The sequence below is a fragment of the Rhodoferax saidenbachensis genome (assembly GCF_031457975.1).
Classification (GTDB): domain Bacteria; phylum Pseudomonadota; class Gammaproteobacteria; order Burkholderiales; family Burkholderiaceae_C; genus Allorhodoferax; species Allorhodoferax saidenbachensis_A.
In genome coordinates this window covers 1-19,428 of record NZ_JAVDXO010000010.1, presented here as the reverse complement: position 1 = coordinate 19,428, position 19,428 = coordinate 1, and the positions used below count along the sequence as shown (strand labels likewise).

Sequence of the window (19,428 nt, the reverse complement as noted above, 5' to 3'; positions counted from 1 at the left end):
ATTGTCAACACCTGTTCCAACCAAGTCAAGGGCTTTTCTATGGACCTAGTGCAAACCCCTAGAGCCGCTGTAGTGCAACCATCCCCTGCCGATGCAGGCGATGCGCCACGCCCGCGGCGCGCCCGTGGGCTGGTGCAGGAAGTGGTGGAAAGTCTGGCCGCCAGCATCCGCGAAGGCGCGATTCAGCCGGGCAATAAATTGCCCACCGAGTCTGAAATCATGGCCCGCTTCGATGTGAGCCGCACCGTGGTGCGCGAGGCCATTTCGCGTCTGCAGGCCAACCGCCTGGTGGAAACCCGCCATGGCGTGGGCACCTTTGCGCTGGCGCCGCAGAGTAGTGGCAACTTTCAGATCGCTGATGTGGACTTTGCCACCGTGGCCGACGTGATTGCCCTGCTGGAGCTGCGTATCAGCCTGGAGACGGAGGCCGCTGGCCTGGCTGCGCAGCGCCGCACCGAGGCCAATCTACACGCCATGCAGGCCATGCTCGATGCCTTCCAGACCTCCATCCAGGAAGACTCGGACGCCGTGCCCTCGGACTTCAGCTTCCATATGGAAGTGGCCAAAGCCACCGGCAACCGCCACTTTGCCGACCTCATGACCTACCTGGGCACCATGATCATTCCGCGCACCCGGGTGAACACGCCAAGCACCGCGCCAGAAGGGCGTCAGGGCTATCTGCGTCGGGTGCATGGGGAGCACGAATACATCTTCAATGCCATCCGCAACCAGGACGCCGATGCCGCCCGCGCGGCCATGCGCACGCACCTGGCCAACAGCAAAGACCGTTTGCGAAAGTCGCAGCCCGACGCGGTTTAGTTGTATGATGTCTGACTTGTAGGGGCGCCATGTCGAGTGCCTCGCTGAGGAGACTTAATCCATGACCACCCCCCAGTCTGGCGCCACGCAACGCGCCCCCACCATCACCGCCCTGCAAGTCATCCCCGTGGCGGGCCATGACGGCATGCTGATGAACCTGAGCGGCGCGCACGCGCCGTTCTTCACCCGCAACATCGTCATCCTGACCGACAGCAGCGGCAACACCGGCGTGGGCGAAGTGCCCGGCGGCGAGAAGATTCGCCAGACCCTGGAAGACGCCGCAGCGCTGGTGGTGGGCCAGCCCATTGGTAACTACAACGCCATCCTCAACCGCATGCGCGAGGCCTTTGCGGCGCGCGACAGTGGTGGCCGTGGTCTGCAAACCTTTGACCTGCGCATTGCCATCCACGCGGTGACGGCCGTAGAAAGCGCGCTGCTAGATTTGCTGGGCAAGTTCTTGAGCGTGCCTGTGGCGGCCCTCTTGGGCGATGGCCAGCAGCGCGACAGCGTGGCCGTGCTGGGCTACCTGTTCTATGTGGGCGACCGCAACCAGACGGATCTGCCGTATGCCAGCGAGCCCGACCAGGCCGACGACTGGAAGCGTCTGCGCCATGAGAAGGCCATGGACGCCGAGGGTGTGGTGCGTCTGGCCGAGGCGGCCTATGCGCGCTACGGCTTTCAGGACTTCAAGCTCAAGGGCGGCGTGCTGCGTGGCGAAGAAGAAGTGGAGGCCATCCGTGCGCTGCATGCGCGCTTCCCGCAGGCCCGCATCACGCTGGACCCCAATGGCGGCTGGCTGCTGAAAGACGCGGTGCGCCTGTGCCGCGACCTGCATGGCGTGATGGCCTATGCCGAAGACCCATGTGGCGCCGAAGGCGTGTTTTCGGGGCGTGAGGTGGTGGCCGAGTTCCGCCGTGCCACCGGCCTGCCCACGGCCACCAACATGATTGCGACCGACTGGCGCGAGCTGGCGCATTCTCTGGCCTTGCAGTCGGTGGACATACCGCTGGCCGATCCGCATTTCTGGACCATGCAGGGCTCGGTGCGCGTAGCGCAGGTGTGCCAGACCTGGGGCCTCACCTGGGGTTCGCATTCCAACAACCACTTCGATGTTTCGCTGGCCATGTTCACGCATGTGGCCGCCGCCGCACCCGGCAAGGTCACCGCCATCGACACGCACTGGATCTGGCAAGACGGCCAGCGCCTGACCAAGGCCCCGCTGCAGATCGTGGGTGGGCAGATTGCCGTGCCCACCACGCCCGGCCTGGGTGTGGAGCTGGATATGGCGGAAGTGGAAAAGGCCCACCAGCTTTACCTGCAGCACGGCCTGGGTGCGCGCAACGACGCCATGGCCATGCAGTACCTGATTCCGGGCTGGAGCTTCAACCCCAAGAGCCCCTGCCTGGTGCGCTAGGTCGCTGCGGTCGCCAGTTGCAACGCGAGCCGGTTGTGGCGTTCCATGAGCGGGCCCAGGTCCACGGTTTCCAAATGCCCTTCGCGCACAACAACCTTGCCGTTGACGATGGTGGTGTCCGCCTGTGGGCTGGCGCACAGCAGCAGGCTGCCCACGGGGTCGTGCACGGCGCCACCGGCAAAACCCAGCGTGTCCAGGTCCCACAGCACCAGGTCGGCACACATGCCCACCCCAAGGTGGCCAATGTCGCTACGGCCCAGCACCTGCGCGCCACCGCGCGTAGCCACGCTCAGCGCATCGCGCGCCGTCATCTCGGCCGGGCCCAGGTCGCAGCCGAAGAAAGTTTTGCCGTCGCGCACTTCGGGCGGCTGCATGGCGCGGCCCACACGGGCCAGCAGCATCGCCTGGCGTGCTTCGTTGAGCATGTGCGCTGCGTCGTTGCTCGCGCTGCCGTCCACACCCAGCCCCACGGGTACGCCGGCATTCAGCATTTTGCGAATGGGGGCGATGCCGCTGGACAGGCGCATATTGCTGCATGGGCAGTGCGCCACGCCCGTGCGGCTGGCAGCAAACAGGCTGATGCCTTCGTCGTCCAGCTTCACACAGTGGGCGTGCCACACGTCATGGCCCAGCCAGCCCAGGTCTTGCGCGTACTGCGTGGGCGTGCAACCAAATTTTTCGCGGCTGTAGGCCAGGTCGTGGTCGTTTTCGGCCAGGTGGGTGTGCAGGCGCGCACCGTACTGCCGGGCCAGCAGTGCCGACTCCCGCATCAGGTCGCGGCTCACGCTGAAGGGCGAGCAGGGCGCCACGGCCACGTTCAACATGGAACCAAACGATGCGTCGTGGTACTGCTCGATCAGCCGCTGTGTGTCCTTGAGGATGAAGTCTTCGCTTTCCACCACGCGGTCCGGCGGCAAGCCGCCTTGCGACTGTCCCACGCTCATGCTGCCGCGCGTCGCTACAAAGCGCATACCAATCTCAGCTGCGGCTGCAATGCTGTCGTCCAGCCGCACGCCGTTGGGGTAGATGTAGAGGTGGTCGCTACTCGTCGTGCAACCACTCAGCAGCAGCTCGGCCATCGCAATCTGCGTGCTCACCTGCACCATCTCGGGCGTCAGGCCTGCCCAGATCGGGTACAGCCCGCGCAGCCAGCCAAAGAGCTCGGCGTTCTGCACCTCGGGTATGGCCCGGGTCAGCGACTGGTACATGTGGTGGTGTGTGTTCACCAGACCTGGTGTGACCAGGTGGTGGCAGGCGTTGATCACCTCGTCGGCTTGCAGCGCTTGCGGGGGCAGGTCGGCCGTGGCGCCGATAAAGGCAATGCGGTTGCCCTCGATGTAGATGGATGCGTCGCGCAGCTCGGTGGATTGCGCGGGGTTGGTGTTGTCGAACGTCGCGATAGCGCGTGCGTTGTGGATCAGCAAAGTGCCCATGTGAAGGTTTCTCCGTCAAACAAGTCTTCCACCTGCAAGGGTGGGTCCTGCCGAGGCCGAATCCCGCTGGCGGGCTGCAAAAGCCACCAGAGGCGAGCACCACGTTGCCGAGCATCCCGGGCTGTGCTTGCGCGAAGCGCTCCCGAATTTTGCCTCAAGTACCATGGAATAAAGCGATGACCATGCCAAAACCACCCACCCACTTCTCCGATCTGGAGCCCCGCGAACTGCTCACCCAGCTCTACTGGGCAGCCGTGCGCCAGGCCTTGCCCAGCCATACGCTGGCCGGTTTTTTACCCCCTGTGCCCAAGGGCCGCACGCTGGTGCTGGGCGCCGGGAAGGCGGGTGGCTCCATGGCCCATGCGTTCGATGCCCTGTGGCCGCAAGACGCGCCTATGAGCGGCTTGGTGGTCACGCGCTACGGCCACACCCCACCGCGCCCTGCAGATGCCTTGCCCCAACGCATCGAGGTGGTGGAAGCCGCCCACCCCGTGCCTGATGCCGCGGGCCTGGCCGCTGCCCAGCGCATCTTGGCGCTGACTGAGGGCCTGACCAAAGACGACTTGGTGATCTGCCTGATCTCGGGCGGCGGATCTTCGCTGCTGACTTTGCCGGCCCAATGGGAAGGTGGAGGCATCAGCCTGGAAGACAAGCAGCGCATCAATACCATGCTGTTGGAGAGTGGCGCCAGCATCCAAGAGATGAACTGCGTGCGCAAGCACCTCTCCGCCATCAAAGGTGGGCGCTTGGCCGCAGCCTGCTATCCGGCGCAGGTAGTGACGCTGCTCATCAGCGATGTGCCGGGCGACGCCCCCAGCGTGATTGCCAGCGGCCCCACAGTGCCAGACCCCACCAGTTGCGCTGATGCGCTATCAATATTGAAGCGCTTGGCGCATATTTCACGGGGGCTAGAGACCGATTTCATTGTGAAGGCACTGGAGGACGGCACCCTGGAAACCCCCAAGCCCGGTGACCCCGTGTTCGCCCGCAACCAGGTGCACCTGATTGCCACGCCGCAGCAGTCGCTGGAAGCTGCTGCCGCTGCGGCGCGTGCCATGGGGCTGACGGCCCACATCCTTAGCGACGAGATGGAAGGCGAGTCGCGCGAGGTGGGCAAGGTGCATGCTGCGCTGGCGCGAGCGGTGGCCCAGCGTGGCGAGCCATTTGCCCGTCCCTGCGTCATCCTCAGCGGTGGCGAAACCACCGTGACCATCCGCCCGCGCCGCGAAGGCGCCGCCAAGGGCCGCGGAGGCCGGGCCGGAGAGTTTTGCATGGGCCTGGCCCAGGCGCTGCAAGGCCAGGCCGCTGTGTGGGGGCTGGCCGCCGACACCGATGGCATTGACGGCGTGGAAGACAACGCCGGCGCTTTTGTGGCGCCGGACACGCTGGCCCGCGCCAAAGCGGCTGGCACCTCGCTGGCCGATTGCCTGGACCGCAACGACGCGGTGGGCTTCTTTCAGCCTCTGGGCGATGTGTTCACCACCGGCCCCACGCACACCAATGTGAACGACTTTCGCGCGCTATTGGTGCTGTAGTGCGCAGGGCTTACACGGCCAGCGCGGCTACTTCGCTGGCACTGAGCGCGCCGCTGTAGATTCGCACGTCCTGCATTTTCCCGTTGAAATACGGGTCAGCTGAGTACTGAGAGCGGCCCAGCCAGTTTTGGCGGGTGGAGCCTAATTGAAAGGGTGCGAGGTCCACCGCAGCGTTGCTCCCCACGGAGACACCATTCACATACAGCGTACCGAGCTTGCCTTTGAGGGTCACGGCGACGTGCGTCCAACTGCCTACGGGTAATGCGGCGGCGTGGGCAATGGTTTGTTCACCAAAGTAGGTAGTCCCCGTCACACTAAAACGCATGACGCCGCCGCTGTCTTTGGGAATCAGGCACATATACGCGATGTCACTATTTCCAAAGTCAAAGATGCGGGTGTTGGTTACGGCGCTATTCCAGTACACCCACATAGCGATGGTGCAGTCCCCCAGGTCTTCCACCAAACCTGTAGGAAGGGAGAGATAGCCGTTGCTGCCATTGAGGGCCAGCGCGTTACCGCTGCGGCCAGTGGTCCAGGTCGCCCCACCTTGCAAGCTGCCGTGGCGGGCGTAGCTGGTACTGTCGGTTGCGCTCGTGCCGCTGGTTTGATTGAGGGAGAGGTTCAAGCGCAGTTCGCTGGCGAGCTGTACGCGTGCTCGGTCGGTGCCGACCAGCGTTTGGCTGTTGTAGATTGTGCAGACGCGGTAATACCAAGTACCTGCGCCCGGTGTGTCGGTGTAGGTCAGCAGGTCGGTGCTGCCAAGACTGGCGATGTCAGTGAACGCTCCATTGGCGCTGGTGCTGCGTTGCACCACATAGGTAGTTGCTAGCGCACTACCCCACCAAGAGAGTAATACCGCAGCGTCGGTGACGTAGGCGCGCAGCCCACTGGGGGCAACCGCAGCAGTGACGGAGGGCAGTGAAAACGTCAGGGTGCCAAAGCTGGGAACGTCACCAACCCATTCATTGGTTTCTGGGCGCAAGTTCGCGGCAATGGTCGTGACATTCGGGGCGCTCAGTCCTTTGCGGTTGACATAGTGGTTGTAGACCGCTTCCCATGCGGCGCGGTTGTTCGGTCTGCCACTGGTGGATGCTTCTGTGAAGGTGCCTTGGCGGTTGATGTAGAGGGAGAAAGGTATCGTGCTGTTGTTGCTGCTGTCCGTCAGTTGGCATTTGGCCACGTACTCTGCGCCAGCCAGAAAGCGGTTGTTGCGGTAGCCGTAGAGGTCATCGCCTTGTTGCCACGCGAGTTCGCAAATCAAGGCGTTCAGCGCAATGCCGAGCGTGCTATGTCCGTTGTCACGGGCCTGCTCTTGCCACTGGCCCAGATGGCCGGGGTGGATGCAGTAAACGCTGTGGTCGGCCGCACCGTTGCCCCGACCTTGGTAGTAATAATTCAACGCTTCGTCATAGATGTCCTTGCGCTTGCAAAAAACACCCATAAACGCGATCCCGCAGATGGAGATCAAGTCCCAGTTGGCCCAATAGTTGGTGATGTTTGCGTCGTTGTGGGTGATTAAAAACGTATGGCACTTTGGATAAAAGTGGGTCAGCAACATGTTCTGCAAGGCGAGCAAGCCACTGCTGGACCAGCCGGAGTAGGAGCGCATTAGCTCGCCGGCCAATGCCCACTGATAACCATACAGCCCTGCCGCCAAGTAACGGTCTGAATTGCCCCATAGGGAGGTCAGGGTGGATGACCAAGCGTCCATGTATTTAACAGCGGCATCCGCAAAGTTAGTGTCTCCCGAGACGCGCCAGCGCAGTGCAAACTGGTATGCACGCTGCATGTCCTCCACCATGACGTGGTGGTTTTCGCCGTCGCCACCCCGGATGACTGCAGCCAACGGAGTTGGATCTCGCCAATAAATTTGAGCGCGCCCACTGTTGGTCAGCGCATTCCAGCCAGTGCTCCAGGGGGCCACTCCTGCGTTGGCCTGCGTCTGCATGCGTTCAAAATCTGCCGTGCTGTAAAGCCCATTGACATTGGCGGAGGATGTGCTGCCACCGGAATCGCCACCCTCGCCGCCACCACATCCAGGTAGCGCCAAACTTAGGGAACTAATTCCTAGCCCTTGTAAAAAAATCCTACGGGGCAGAGGCAATTCCGCAAATCCAACGAGGCCTGCGGAATCTAAAAAAAATTTCATGGCAACCCATCATTTCGTTTTATCCAACTGATTGGGGGAGGGTAACGGTGCCACAGTGCGCCAAGCCCCATTCGTTTACACCATGAAACATCTTTCTGCCGATTTCAAAGGGTTGTATTTGTGCTCAGGCGGTGCGCTTGGGTTTTCAAAGTTTGATCTTGCTCAAGGTCTGCTGCGCTGGGCCAAGGCACAGTCGCAGCCATGTTGGTCCCCGCACCTTTGTCGATGGTCGCCTTGCTGGCGGCCCCCACTCCTGAAACACGGCCCGCTGGCACGCGTTTGCTGCGCCGGGGCGAGTCCGCGTCGCAGGTGCTGTACCTGGAGCGGGGCCGGGTGGTGCTGGGTGTGTTGGGGCAGGTGAGCGCCCAAGGCGCTTTGCTGGAGCACCAACTGGGTGCGCAAACCGCCCCGGGCTGGCTGGACGCCACCGCCGCCGTTTTGAATCTGCCTGCCGCCATGGATGCCGTGGCTGAGACCGAGGTGCAGTTGCGCGCCGTGCCGCTGGCCACCTTTCAGGCGGCGCTGGCCGAGGCCCGCAACCCTGTTGCCAGCGTGCTAGCCGACATGGCCCAGGCCCACCGGCAGCAGACCGAGCTGGCCGTGAGCCGCCTGTCCAAAGACGCTGAGGCGCGCTGTGCCGAGTGGCTGCTGAACCAAGCCGAGCGTAGCAAGGTGGGCGATGGCGGTGTCTGCACGGTGCTGCTGCAGCAGCGCAAGCGTCTGATCGCCGCCCAGCTGGGCATTGCCCCAGAAACCCTGTCGCGCGTATTGCGCCACCTGCGTGAGCGCAGCCTCATCAGCGGTTCAGGCCGGGTTGTCCAGCTGGTAGACACGCAGGGCTTGCGCGCCCTGGCCGGCGTATAGCAGCTGCGCTGCCTTCCCGCTATAGTGGCGCCAAGCATGCCGATGCCGTCGATAGAACAAGGTGGCATGGCAGTGTCTGGCCTGGGGTGCCGCTAGGAACCTGGTCTGGCATGTCTTCATTGGGAGATGCAGATGACCCCTGTGGCGGACCTATCGGTCCCAGCCCTACCCGTTAAGCGCAGACGGCTGTTTGTCGTCGTCTGGATTTTCGTGTCTGTGGTGGTGGGCGTGTTCGTACTCACTTGCCTGAGCATCTTCCTGCTATCGGCCGTGCGCGCCTATGTGGAAGGCGAGGGCCTGTGGTCCAAGGGGCAAAAAGACGCCCTCTATGCCCTGACCCGCTACACCCTTTATGCCAAGGAAGTGGACTACACCTCCTACCAGGCCGCGCTGGCCGTCAACCAGGGCGACCGACAGGCTCGCATCGAGCTGGAAAAGCCGGTGCCCGACTATGCCGTTGCACGGGCCGGTTTTTTGCAAGGGCGCAACCATGCGGACGATGTCGACGGCATGGTGTTCCTGTTTCGCCGCTTTCGCCACTTGCCCGATATCGACAAAGCCATCGCGATCTGGGCGGCGGCAGACCGCCACATTGAACAGCTGACGCTGGTGGGCGAGCGTATCCACGCCGCCACGCAGGCCGGGCCCTTGCCGCCGGAACAGGCGCAGCAATTTCTGGCGGAGTTGCAAGCCATCAATGACGAACTCACGCCGCTGGAAGACAATTTCTCCTACACCTTGGGTGAGGCTGCGCGCAAGTACACGCTGGTCATCCTGCTGGTGGTGTTTGTGGCCGCGCTGCTCATGCTGACCCTGGCCTACTGGGCGTCGCGTCGCCTGCTGCTGCAGTTTGAGCTGACACAAGAGGCGTTGCGCAAGGGGGAGGAGCAGGTCAAGAGTGTGCTGCAGTTCGCGCCCCTGCCCATCGTCATCGTGCGCTTGTCAGACGAGGCGGTCATGTATGTGAACGACCGCATGCGCACTGAGTTTGGCCTTGGTGACAGACCGATGAAGAGCTTTCGCCCCCGTGATTTCTATGTGAACAGCGCCGACCGCGACCAGCTCATCACCGCCTTGCAAGCCACAGGGCGGGTGTCGGATCTGGAGCTGCTGCTGAAGGATGCACATGGCAAAGTTTTTTGGGCGTTGTATTCGTCCCAGCGCATCCGCTTTGGCGGGCACGAATGCGTGATGACGGCCTTGCTCAACGTGGACGAGCGCAAGCGCACGCACGACGAGCTGCGCTACCGCGCCTACCACGACGCTCTGACCGGTTTGCCCAATCGGGCCATGTTCATGGACGCCCTGAAACGCACGCTGCACCGCATGGAGCGCAGCGAGGGGGTGACGTCGCTGCTGTTTATCGACCTGGACCACTTCAAGTCAGTCAACGACCGCTTGGGCCACGAAACCGGCGATCTGCTGTTGCAACAGGTCGCCCAGCGCATTGAGGACTGTGTGCGCGAGGGTGATCTGGTGGCCCGTTTGGGCGGCGACGAGTTTGTGGTGCTGGTGGAGGGCCATGACGACGCCAACCGCATGGCTGAAAAAATCTTGTCGGTGCTGCGCCCGGAATATCAACTGGGCGACCACGCGGTAAATGTCACTGCCAGCATCGGCGTGAGCTGCTTCCCGCAGGACGGCACCGAGCTCAATGGGTTGCTCAGCGCGGCCGACTTTGCCATGTACCAAGCCAAAACCTTGGGCCGGGATGGCGTTCAGTTTTATGCCAGACCGCAGTAGGGCGCGCACCCTCTGAGGCCGTGTCGGGTGCATATGCCAATGCATTTGACCGTGCCTCATGTAAAACGCAGTTAGTTGTCGGCCTGTCCGGACATCCAGATTTCTGTTTGCTCTTATGAGCACGGTGCTTTCCATTCTGCTTGGAAGTTTTCCGTGCAATCTCTGTCTACCAACGGGTTGAGATTCAACGGAGTAGATTAGCCAGCGCGGCTGGCTTTTCCAAGGCGATGAAGTGGCCGGTGTTGGGCATTTGGGTGAATTGGGCCGCGGGGATCAGCTGTTTGTTAGCCTGCCGGTCGGAGGTTCGTGACCAATCTTTCTCACCGTAAATGAGGTGGACTGGTGCGTTGATATCGGCATAGCGCGCTCGGGCGGCGATGAAGCTAGGGAGGCTGGCATACACGGAGCGCGCGACGGACGGGTAGCCGGGGCGGCGGCCAACCTTGAGCAGTTCATCCAGGTAGTCCTCCTGCAAGGCAGTCTTGTCGACGAGGCCGCCGCGGAGCACTGCGCGCATGACGGGTTTGGGCTCTACGCCGGCAAGAACTGAACCAATGCCGGGCGCAAGAACACCCGTGATGATGAACCGGGCTAAGAGACTGGACCGCTTGATTCCGCCACTGTAGTCATACGGGTTGATCGCCAGCACGCTTCGTACCCGGTCCGGAAGATCAGCTGCCGTGGTGAGGGCGAGTACGGCGCCCATGGACTCGCCGAGCAATGTTACGTCGCGTAGATCGAGTCGAGTAATCAGGTTCTTGACCGCAGCACGCATGGCGGGCTCCTCATAAGAAGCTCCGGGCACAATTTGCGAGTAACCCATTCCTGGCAGATCGAGGGCGTACACCGTGTATCGGTCCCGCACCAAGGGAATGAGGTGCCGAAAGTGCTCAGCCTGGGTGCGTACGGTGTGCAACAAAACCAATGGAGCACCTGTCCCGCCTGCCAGGTAGCGAAGCCGCCCCTGGTTGTGGTCACCTGACTTTTCAGTGTCGAGGAGGTGGCTTCTGAGGCCAGGGATGCTGATTCCGGATTCGGTACGGATGGTTGAGGACATGTGTATTTCCTAGGTTGATTACCTGCTGGCTACGGCTGCAGGTTCGCTGGGCTGCCAACCGCCACCGAGTGCTTTGAAGGCGGCGACTGCTGCGCGTGCGGATTCTGTTTGCGCCTGTGCCTGCGCATCAGAGGAACGCAGCAGGTTTTCGTCGACCTGCAAGACCTCGGCCATGCTGACAACACCTTTTTGGTAGGCCGCAAATGAGGCTGCGCGTGCGCGGACCAGCGAGTCCACGCCTTGGGCGAGCACGGTGGCCTGGTCCTCACGCTTGACCAGGGCCGAAAAGGCGTTTTCCACATCCTCTGCCGCATGCAGAACAGCCAGCCGGTAAGCGGCCAGCGCTTCGGCTTCCTGGCCCTTGGCTTGTGCGATCTGCGCGTTGATGCGGCCAAAATCGAACAGACGCCAGCGAAGGCCGAGTACGCCAGCAGCCTGGCTTGCGCCGCCGCTGAACAGATTGCCGGGCACCGACGTGGCGCTGCCTATCATCCCGCCCAGGGACAGCTTCGGGTAGTACTCGGCCATGGCGGCACCGATGCGCGCGTTTGACGCCGCCAGGCGGCGCTCGGCCACGATCAGGTCCGGCCGGCGCCGCAGTAAATCTCCGGGCGATCCGGTGGCGGTGATCTGGGGAGCGGTCGGGATGTCGCCCGCTTCGCCCAATGTGCTGCGGTGGGTTCCGGGGGGTGATCCCAGCATCACATCCAGTGCGTTCATGGCGGCGTCCAGGCCTGCCTCCAGTACCGGTACCGATGCACGGTTCTGGGCAAGCGCTCCTTCAGCCTGGCGCACTTGCAACTCGGCTGCCAAACCCTTGCCATGCAGAAGCTTGACGAGGGACAGCAGGTCCTGTTGTGTCTGCACCTGTTTGCGGGCGACGCTGAGGCGTGTTTGTAGTCCGCGGATGCTGATGTAAATGTCAGCGGTCTGTGCCGCCACAGCCAATCGCGTTGCCACGACACCTGCTTGCGAAGCCTGGTAATCGGCCAGCGCCGCTTCCTGCCCGCGGCGCAGGCCGCCGAACAGGTCTAGCTCCCAACTGGCACCCAAGTTGGCTTCATAGGCATTGCCGAAACGATCGAAGCCGGGAGTTGAATTCAGGACTTGTCCCAAGGGAGTTTCGACAGACTGGTAGGCCCTGGCGGCTTGGCCGCTCAGGTTGCCCGACGGCAGCAAGGCGGCTTGGGCCACTCCCAACCCCGCACGCGCCTGGGTGACACGCGCAGATGCCTGCGCAAGGTCGAGGTTCTGCTCTAGCGCCAGCGTGACCCATCGCGCCAGCTGCGGATCACCAAAACCTGTCCACCAGGCCTGCAGATCCGCATTGCTGGTGGCCGGCCGTTGGTCTATCGCCGCTTGGCCCACAAACTGTTGTGGCAAGGGCTGGGTGGGGCGCGCGTAATCGGGGCCACTAGCACAGCCCGCCAAAAGGCTGGCAACGAGAAGCGTGGCAAGTGTGTGTTTGGGCTGCATGGGTTTTCCGGAAAAGCTGGACTGATGAATGTGACTAGTATACGTAATGGTCACTAGTTGTCAAGTTTTCTGGCTAGCGGTAAGCTCGGGTCATGAAAAATGCAAGCACCCATCCCGTTTCAGCCCGTGGCCCGGTCGACCACGAGGTGCGAGACCAGGTCGTCGCCGCAGCCACCGAGCATTTCAGTCGTTATGGCTACGAAAAAACCACTGTCTCGGACCTCGCCAAGGCCATCGGTTTTTCCAAGGCCTATATCTACAAGTTCTTTGAGTCCAAGCAGGCCATTGGCGAGATGATCTGCGCGAACTGCCTGCGCGAGATCGAGGCCGAAGTCCGCGTAGCGATTGCAGAGACCGATCTGCCGCCCGAGAAGCTGCGCCGGATGTTCAAGGCCATCACCCAGGCTAGCCTTCGCCTGTTTACCCAGGACCGCAAGCTGTACGAGATCGCCGCATCCGCAGCCACCGAGCGGTGGCAGGTGGTGCAAACCTACGAGGAACACATCCAGAAAATGCTGGAGGAGATCTTGCTGGCGGGGCGGCAGACCGGAGACTTTGAGCGCAAAACGCCCCTGGATGAGACCGCCCTGGCCATCTACCTGGTCATGCGCCCCTACCTGAATCCCTTGCTTTTGCAGCACAGCTACGGTTTCAACCCAGAGGCGCCGATGCACCTGTCCAGTCTGGTGCTGCGCAGTCTGTCGCCATAAGTTTCAGAAATAATGTTTGTGACTATTGACAATATTGGTCACAAGTTTAAAAATCGGGGTTCCGTTCATTCTTCAATGGGACCCCTATGCTCCGGCACCGCCTCATTTCATCCGCCGTCTTCTGTGCCTTACCGCTTGCGTTGATCGCCTGCGGCAACCAGACCCCCCCCGATCCCCGAACCGAAGCACCGCTGGTCCGTGCTGTCACCGTCCAGGGCGCGGTTGACGGGTCACGCAGCTTTACTGGAACCATTGCCGCTCGCGTGCAAAGCGATTTGGGTTTCAGAGTCTCCGGCAAAGTGCTGGAGCGGCTGGTGGACACGGGGCAAACCGTCAAACGGGGCCAGCCTTTGATGCGTATCGACGCGGTGGACCTCAAGCTCGCGGCCCGTGCGCAGCAGGACGTTGTGGCTGCTGCGCGTGCACGTGCCAAGCAGGCGACGGAAGAGGAGGCCCGTTACCGCGATCTGCGTGGAACCGGTGCGATATCCGCGTCCAGCTATGACCAGATCGCTGCGGCAGCCGATGCCGCCAAGGCCCAGCTCAGCGCAGCCGAAGCCCAGGCTGACGTTGCCCGCAATGCGAGCCTCTACACGGAACTGCTGGCCGATGGCGATGGTGTCGTCATGGAAACATTGGCCGAGCCTGGCCAGGTTGTCAACGCTGGCCAGGTCGTGGTGCGCTTGGCCCACGCCGGGCGCCGTGAAGCCATCATCCAGCTGCCCGAAACCCTGCGCCCTGCGGTGGGGTCTGTCGGACATGCCTCGCTCTTTGGCAAAGACGGCGTTCGCGTTGCGGCCAAACTTCGGCAGCTCTCCAATGTTGCGGATCGTTTCACCCGCACCTTCGAGGCGCGCTACGTGCTGGAAGGAGAGTTGGCCAACGCACCCTTGGGCGCCACGGTCACCATCCAGATGGCGGAAGGCCGCCCCGCCGCGCAAGAGGGCATGCAGGTGCCTTTGGGTGCGCTGTTCGATGCAGGCAAGGGGCCAGGTGTTTGGACTATCGCTGGCGAGCCAACAAAGGTGACCTGGAAAGCAGTCACGGTTCAGCGCATGGACGACGAGGGCGCACGCATTACTGGCCCGATCAAGCAAGGTGACAGGATCGTCGCGCTGGGCGCACACCTCTTGCGCGAAGGCCAACAGGTGCGAGTGGCTGGCCAAGCCGTTGCCACTGCGGCCACGGCGAACACAGGAGAACGGAAGTGAGTGAGGGCCGATTCAACCTGTCGGCGCTCGCCGTGCGCGAGCGCGCCATCACCCTGTTTCTGATCTTTCTGATCTCGGTGGCGGGGCTCATTGCCTTCTTCCAACTGGGCCGCGCGGAAGACCCAGCCTTCACCGTCAAGGTGATGAACATCATCACCGTCTGGCCTGGGGCCACGGCGCAGGAAATGCAGGACCAGGTCGCCGAGAAACTTGAAAAGCGGCTGCAGGAACTGCGCTGGTATGACCGCAGCGAAACCTATACCCGGCCCGGTTTGGCCTTCACAACCCTGACCTTGCTGGACAGCACACCGCCTTCCGCAGTGCAGGAGGAGTTCTATCAGGCCCGCAAAAAAGTCGGCGATGAAGCGCTCACCCTGCCCAGCGGTGTGATTGGCCCCATGATCAACGACGAATACTCTGATACCACCTTTGCGCTCTATGCGCTCAAGGCCAAAGGCGAGTCGCAGCGGGTGCTGGTACGCGATGCCGAGACGCTGCGCCAGCGGCTGTTGCACGTGCCTGGCGTCAAGAAAGTCAACATTGTGGGTGAGCAGTCCGAGCGCATTTACGTGGAGTTTTCCCATGAGCGCCTGGCCACGCTGGGGGTCAGCCCGCAAGAGGTCTTTGCCGCGCTCCAAAGCCAAAATGCCCTGACACCGGCGGGCTCTGTAGAGACCAAAGGGGCGCAGGTGTTTGTTCGCCTGGATGGTGCTTTTGATGAATTGCAGAAGATGCGCGACACGCCCGTGGCGGCGCAGGGGCGCACACTAAAGCTGTCAGACATTGCGACCGTCAAGCGTGGTTATGAAGACCCCGCCACTTTTCTGATTCGCAATGGCGGCGAGCCCGCGCTGCTGCTGGGCGTGGTGATGCGCGATGGCTGGAACGGACTGGATCTGGGCAAAGCGCTGGACAACGAAGTCAGCGCCATCAACGCTGCGCAGCCGCTTGGGCTGGGTCTGACCAAAGTCACCGACCAGGCCGTGAACATTGGCTCTGCGGTTGACGAATTCATGGTCAAGTTCTTCGTCGCCTTGCTGGTGGTCATGGTGGTGTGTTTTGTGAGCATGGGTTGGCGCGTAGGCATGGTAGTTGCCGCCGCCGTGCCCCTTACCTTGGCCGTGGTCTTTGTGGTGATGCTGGCCAGCGGCAAGAACTTTGACCGTATCACCCTGGGGTCCCTGATTCTGGCGCTGGGCCTGCTGGTGGATGACGCCATCATCGCCATCGAGATGATGGTGGTAAAGATGGAGGAGGGCTATGACCGTATCGCGGCCTCGGCCTATGCCTGGAGTCATACCGCCGCGCCCATGCTGTCGGGCACGCTGGTTACTGCGGTCGGCTTTTTGCCCAATGGTTTTGCCCGCTCTACCGCCGGTGAATACACCAGCAATATGTTCTGGATTGTCGGTATTGCGCTGATTGCATCGTGGATTGTCGCGGTGGTTTTCACGCCCTATTTGGGTGTCAAGATGCTGCCAGATCTCAAAAAGATCGAGGGCGGTCACGATGCGATGTACAACACACCGCGCTACAACCGCTTCCGCCAGTTGCTGGCGCACATCATCACGCGCAAGTGGATCGTTGCCGCTTCGGTGGTGGGGCTGTTTGTCTTGTCCGTGCTCGGCATGGCCGTGGTCAAAAAGCAGTTCTTCCCCATCTCGGATCGCCCCGAAGTGCTGGTCGAGGTGCAGATGCCCTATGGCACCTCGATTGCGCAGACCAGTGCCGCCACCGCCAAGGTGGAAGCCTGGTTGGCAAAGCAAGAAGAAGCCGAGATCGTCACCGCCTATATTGGACAAGGTGCACCACGCTTTTATTTCTCGATGGGTCCGGAAATGCCCGACCCATCGTTTGCCAAGATTGTGGTGCGCACCGACAACCAAAACGACCGCGAAGCTCTGAAATTCAGACTACGCCAGGCGATTGCCGACGGCGTGGCCCCGGAGGCACGTGTGCGTGTGACCCAGCTGGTGTTTGGCCCGTATTCGCCGTACCCAGTGGCCTACCGGGTCACCGGGCCAGACCCGGATCAGTTGCGCAGCATTGCGGCTGATGTGCAACACGTCTTGGACGCCAGCCCGATGATGCGCTCGGTCAATTCGGACTGGGGCACGCGTGTGCCTACCTTGCATTTCACTTTGCAGCAGGACCGGCTGCAGGCGGTGGGGCTCACGTCGAGCGCCGTGGCGCAGCAACTGCAATTCCTGCTCAGCGGCGTGCCCATCACCACCGTGCGTGAGGACATCCGCACGGTGCAGGTTGTCGCCCGCACCACGGGTGAGACCCGCCTGGACCCCGCCAAGATCGGTGGCTTTACGCTGGCCGGTGCCAATGGGCAGCGAATCCCGCTGTCGCAGGTGGGCAAGGTCGAAGTGCGCGCGGAAGACCCCATCATGCGCCGACGCGACCGCGTGCCGACCATCACCGTTCGCGGCGACATTGCCGAAGGCTTGCAGCCGCCCGACGTGTCCACCGCCATCACCGCACAGCTGAAACCCATCATGGACAAACTGCCGGGCGGCTACCGCATCGAGGAGGCCGGTTCCATCGAGGAATCCGGCAAGGCCATGACTGCCATGTTGCCGCTGTTCCCCATCATGCTGGCCGCCACGTTGCTGATCATCGTCCTGCAGGTGCGGTCCATCTCCGCGATGGTCATGGTGTTCCTGACCAGCCCGCTGGGCTTGATTGGTGTGGTGCCCACGCTGCTGCTGTTTCAGCAGCCCTTTGGCATCAATGCGCTGGTTGGTTTGATTGCGCTATCGGGCATCGTGATGCGCAACACGTTGATTTTGATCGGACAGATTCACCATAACGAACAAGAAGGATTGGCGCCGTTCCAGGCCGTGGTCGAGGCCACCGTGCAGCGAGCCCGGCCCGTCATCTTGACGGCCTTGGCAGCGATCTTCGCCTTCATCCCGCTGACCCATTCGGTGTTCTGGGGAACGCTCGCTTACACGCTGATTGGCGGCACTTTTGCCGGGACGATTCTGACCCTGGTGTTCCTGCCAGCCATGTATTCCATCTGGTTCAAGATCAAACCAGGCCTTTCGCGCGTCTGATCCTACCCCCCCCCATTTTTTGCATACAAAAGGAACTTCCATGTCGAACTCCAAAGTTGTCCTCATCACCGGCGTGTCATCCGGCATCGGGCGCGCCGCTGCCATCCAGTTTGCCAAGCAAGGCTGCCGCGTCTTCGGCACCGTGCGCAACACGGCAAAGGCGCAAGCCATACCGGACGTTATTCTTATCGAGATGGATATCCGTGACGAAGCGTCCATTGAGCGTGGTATCCAGTCCATCATCGGCCAGGCCAAGCGCATTGACGTGCTGGTGAACAGTGCAGGTGTGACCCTGTTGGGTGCGATGGAGGAAACGTCGATTGCCGAAGCCCAGACGCTGTTCGACACCAACCTCTTCGGCCTCTTGCGCACGATCAAGGCCGTGCTGCCACACATGCGCGCACAGCGTTCGGGGCGCATCGTCAACGTGAGCTCGGTGCTGGGATTTCTGCCTGCGCCTTATATGGCGCTCTATTCGGCGTCCAAGCATGCTGTTGAGGGACTGTCCGAGACCCTGGACCACGAGGTGCGCCAGTTCGGCATCCGCGTGGCGCTGGTCGAACCGTCGTTTACCAAAACCAACTTGGATCTCAACGCGCCTCAGACGGTCGCCCGGATCTCGGACTACAGCAAGGAGCTGGGCATCGTTTCATTGGCTATCCAGAACAATGTGCAAAAGGCACCTGCCCCCGAAGGCGTTGCCGCCACACTGGTGGAGGCCGCGCTGGGCCCCTGGAAGATGCGCCGCACGCCCAAAGGCGAGGCCTCTCTTCTGGCCAAGTTGCGCCGCTTTATGCCTGCAGGTCCGGTCGAAAAAGGTCTGCGGAAAACGTTTGGCCTTGGCTGAAACTGTAATCGCACCACGGGTCGTCGAAATTCTGGATTTTTCAGGGTATCGCCATGGACCTTCTTCAATCGATGCGTATCTTCCAGTGCGTGGTGGATGAAGGCGGCTTTGCCGCAGCCGCCCGCAAGCTGGATATCACGCCAGCAGTCGTTACCCGTCAAATCCAGGACCTTGAGCAGTCGCTTGGCGCTCGTCTGCTGCATCGCACGACGCGGAGGATGTCGCTCACCCAGGTGGGCGAGGGCTACCTGGCGCGGCTTCGCATGATTCTGTTGGAAATCGGAGAGGCGGAGGATCAGGTGCGGGCGTATTCGAGTGAGATTTCAGGCCACCTGCGTGTGGTCACCACATCGCTGGTGGCCGTGAACCTGTTGGCGCCGTGTGTAGCTGACTTTCAGAGGCAGCACCCAGGTGTACAGGTCGAGATCAACACCTCCGACCGCCCGGCCCAGGAGCTGCATCAGTTCGACCTATCCATCGTGCGACAAGACGAAAATCTGGACGCCGATGCCGTCGTCCGTCCCGTGCTCGACATGCCCTACGTCCTGTGTGGTTCCACGAGCTACCTTCAAACCCATGGTGTGCCGATGGTCCCGGAAGACCTGTCCTCGCACCGCATGGTGCGCCTGCGTACTCTGGGCGCACGTCCGCAGACCATCCATTTGGTGAACCCCATGGAGGGAGGGCGCAGCATCGCAGTTGCACCGGACTGGTCCGTCATGTCGAATGACGACGAGACGGCATATCAAGCCGCGTTGGCAGGCGCGGGCCTCACCTTGCTGCCCGAGCTTGCATTGACCGCCCGCCCGCATGGCAGCCAGCTGCGACGCGTGCTTGCACCCTGGGTGAGCGCGGACGGACTAAAGCTGGTTGCAACCCTGCCCAGCAGGCGATTTCTGCCGTCGCGTACACGGGCCTTTCTCGAATTTTTTGTCCAGCACGTGCAGCAGGTGGCGGCGAAGGACGGGGCGGCACAGGGGACGTAAAACCTCGCTCAGTTCTCGACCGTCGGGGATGCAGCGTAAAACTTGGACTGGTTTATGTTGTAAATCCAAGGCTCTCCCGGTATTCAATGGGACTGCGTGAGCCAAGGGATATCTTGATG

At 62.0% G+C, this 19,428-nt stretch carries 14 protein-coding genes; 10 read left to right on the top strand and 4 right to left on the bottom strand.

Features of this window, described 5'->3' with window-relative positions:
* The first annotated feature begins 39 nt into the window (after positions 1 to 39).
* The gene (locus tag J2X15_RS17640) at positions 40 to 819 is read left to right on the top strand and encodes a FadR/GntR family transcriptional regulator (protein ID WP_409034305.1); all 780 of its coding nucleotides are present in this window, start codon (positions 40 to 42) and stop codon (positions 817 to 819) included.
* 61 nt (positions 820 to 880) lie between these two features.
* Entirely contained in the window at positions 881 to 2,233 is a 1,353-nt protein-coding gene (gene gudD, locus J2X15_RS17635; protein ID WP_310345283.1) for a glucarate dehydratase, read from the top strand.
* Here gudD and J2X15_RS17630 read toward each other — a convergent pair.
* A complete protein-coding gene (locus J2X15_RS17630) occupies positions 2,230 to 3,666 on the bottom strand; it encodes an 8-oxoguanine deaminase (RefSeq protein WP_310345280.1) in 1,437 nt (478 codons plus the stop codon). The genes gudD and J2X15_RS17630 overlap by 4 nt on opposite strands.
* A gap of 176 nt (positions 3,667 to 3,842) precedes the next feature.
* Between J2X15_RS17630 and J2X15_RS17625 the strand changes: the two genes are divergently transcribed.
* A complete protein-coding gene (locus tag J2X15_RS17625; RefSeq protein WP_409034304.1) occupies positions 3,843 to 5,201 on the top strand; it encodes a glycerate kinase type-2 family protein in 1,359 nt (452 codons plus the stop codon).
* Between the two features lie 10 nt (positions 5,202 to 5,211).
* Here J2X15_RS17625 and J2X15_RS17620 read toward each other — a convergent pair whose 3' ends face one another.
* Positions 5,212 to 7,047 carry a LamG-like jellyroll fold domain-containing protein gene (locus tag J2X15_RS17620; RefSeq protein ID WP_310345274.1) on the bottom strand — a complete coding sequence of 612 codons (1,836 nt, stop codon included), beginning with the start codon at positions 7,045 to 7,047 and terminating at the stop codon, positions 5,212 to 5,214.
* Positions 7,048 to 7,551: 504 nt separating this feature from the next.
* On the opposite strand from J2X15_RS17620, the gene J2X15_RS17615 reads away from it, so the two are divergent.
* Both J2X15_RS17615 and J2X15_RS17610 read left to right on the top strand, forming a co-directional pair.
* Positions 7,552 to 8,214, top strand: coding sequence for a Crp/Fnr family transcriptional regulator (locus tag J2X15_RS17615; protein WP_310345271.1), 663 nt, complete (start codon positions 7,552 to 7,554; stop codon positions 8,212 to 8,214).
* Between the two features lie 132 nt (positions 8,215 to 8,346).
* Positions 8,347 to 9,957 (top strand): sensor domain-containing diguanylate cyclase, encoded by a 1,611-nt coding sequence (locus J2X15_RS17610; RefSeq protein ID WP_310345269.1) that lies wholly within the window; start codon positions 8,347 to 8,349, stop codon positions 9,955 to 9,957.
* A gap of 184 nt (positions 9,958 to 10,141) precedes the next feature.
* Here the strand turns inward: J2X15_RS17610 and J2X15_RS17605 are convergent, their stop codons facing one another.
* Complete coding sequence (locus J2X15_RS17605) at positions 10,142 to 11,014, bottom strand: alpha/beta fold hydrolase (protein WP_310345267.1); 873 nt, start codon at positions 11,012 to 11,014, stop codon at positions 10,142 to 10,144.
* Between the two features lie 18 nt (positions 11,015 to 11,032).
* Positions 11,033 to 12,490 carry an efflux transporter outer membrane subunit gene (locus J2X15_RS17600; RefSeq protein ID WP_310345265.1) on the bottom strand — a complete coding sequence of 486 codons (1,458 nt, stop codon included), beginning with the start codon at positions 12,488 to 12,490 and terminating at the stop codon, positions 11,033 to 11,035.
* Between the two features lie 92 nt (positions 12,491 to 12,582).
* Here J2X15_RS17600 and J2X15_RS17595 point away from each other — a divergent pair, with 92 nt between their 5' ends.
* The 5 genes from J2X15_RS17595 (at position 12,583) to J2X15_RS17575 (ending at position 19,309) form a co-directional block, all read left to right on the top strand.
* Positions 12,583 to 13,200 (top strand): TetR/AcrR family transcriptional regulator, encoded by a 618-nt coding sequence (locus J2X15_RS17595; RefSeq protein ID WP_310345262.1) that lies wholly within the window; start codon positions 12,583 to 12,585, stop codon positions 13,198 to 13,200.
* Positions 13,201 to 13,286: 86 nt separating this feature from the next.
* Positions 13,287 to 14,411, top strand: a complete 1,125-nt coding sequence (locus J2X15_RS17590; RefSeq protein ID WP_310345260.1) for an efflux RND transporter periplasmic adaptor subunit — start codon at positions 13,287 to 13,289, stop codon at positions 14,409 to 14,411.
* On the top strand, positions 14,408 to 17,476 hold the full coding sequence (locus tag J2X15_RS17585; protein ID WP_310345257.1) for an efflux RND transporter permease subunit: 3,069 nt from the start codon (positions 14,408 to 14,410) through the stop codon (positions 17,474 to 17,476). The genes J2X15_RS17590 and J2X15_RS17585 overlap by 4 nt, the downstream gene beginning before the upstream one ends.
* A 40-nt stretch (positions 17,477 to 17,516) precedes the next feature.
* Positions 17,517 to 18,323 carry an oxidoreductase gene (locus J2X15_RS17580; RefSeq protein WP_310345255.1) on the top strand — a complete coding sequence of 269 codons (807 nt, stop codon included), beginning with the start codon at positions 17,517 to 17,519 and terminating at the stop codon, positions 18,321 to 18,323.
* A gap of 53 nt (positions 18,324 to 18,376) precedes the next feature.
* Complete coding sequence (locus J2X15_RS17575; protein ID WP_310345253.1) at positions 18,377 to 19,309, top strand: LysR family transcriptional regulator; 933 nt, start codon at positions 18,377 to 18,379, stop codon at positions 19,307 to 19,309.
* Positions 19,310 to 19,428: the final 119 nt, after the last annotated feature.

What these genes read in the sequence shown, in the direction of transcription:
- J2X15_RS17640 (WP_409034305.1), top strand. Translation starts at nt 40, where the DNA reads ATGGACCTAGTGCAAACCCCTAGAGCCGCTGTAGTGCAACCATCCCCT.
- gudD (WP_310345283.1), top strand. Translation starts at nt 881, where the DNA reads ATGACCACCCCCCAGTCTGGCGCCACGCAACGCGCCCCCACCATCACC.
- J2X15_RS17630 (WP_310345280.1), bottom strand. Translation starts at nt 3,666, where the DNA reads ATGGGCACTTTGCTGATCCACAACGCACGCGCTATCGCGACGTTCGAC.
- J2X15_RS17625 (WP_409034304.1), top strand. Translation starts at nt 3,843, where the DNA reads ATGACCATGCCAAAACCACCCACCCACTTCTCCGATCTGGAGCCCCGC.
- J2X15_RS17615 (WP_310345271.1), top strand. Translation starts at nt 7,552, where the DNA reads ATGTTGGTCCCCGCACCTTTGTCGATGGTCGCCTTGCTGGCGGCCCCC.
- J2X15_RS17610 (WP_310345269.1), top strand. Translation starts at nt 8,347, where the DNA reads ATGACCCCTGTGGCGGACCTATCGGTCCCAGCCCTACCCGTTAAGCGC.
- J2X15_RS17605 (WP_310345267.1), bottom strand. Translation starts at nt 11,014, where the DNA reads ATGTCCTCAACCATCCGTACCGAATCCGGAATCAGCATCCCTGGCCTC.
- J2X15_RS17600 (WP_310345265.1), bottom strand. Translation starts at nt 12,490, where the DNA reads ATGCAGCCCAAACACACACTTGCCACGCTTCTCGTTGCCAGCCTTTTG.
- J2X15_RS17595 (WP_310345262.1), top strand. Translation starts at nt 12,583, where the DNA reads ATGAAAAATGCAAGCACCCATCCCGTTTCAGCCCGTGGCCCGGTCGAC.
- J2X15_RS17590 (WP_310345260.1), top strand. Translation starts at nt 13,287, where the DNA reads ATGCTCCGGCACCGCCTCATTTCATCCGCCGTCTTCTGTGCCTTACCG.
- J2X15_RS17580 (WP_310345255.1), top strand. Translation starts at nt 17,517, where the DNA reads ATGTCGAACTCCAAAGTTGTCCTCATCACCGGCGTGTCATCCGGCATC.
- J2X15_RS17575 (WP_310345253.1), top strand. Translation starts at nt 18,377, where the DNA reads ATGGACCTTCTTCAATCGATGCGTATCTTCCAGTGCGTGGTGGATGAA.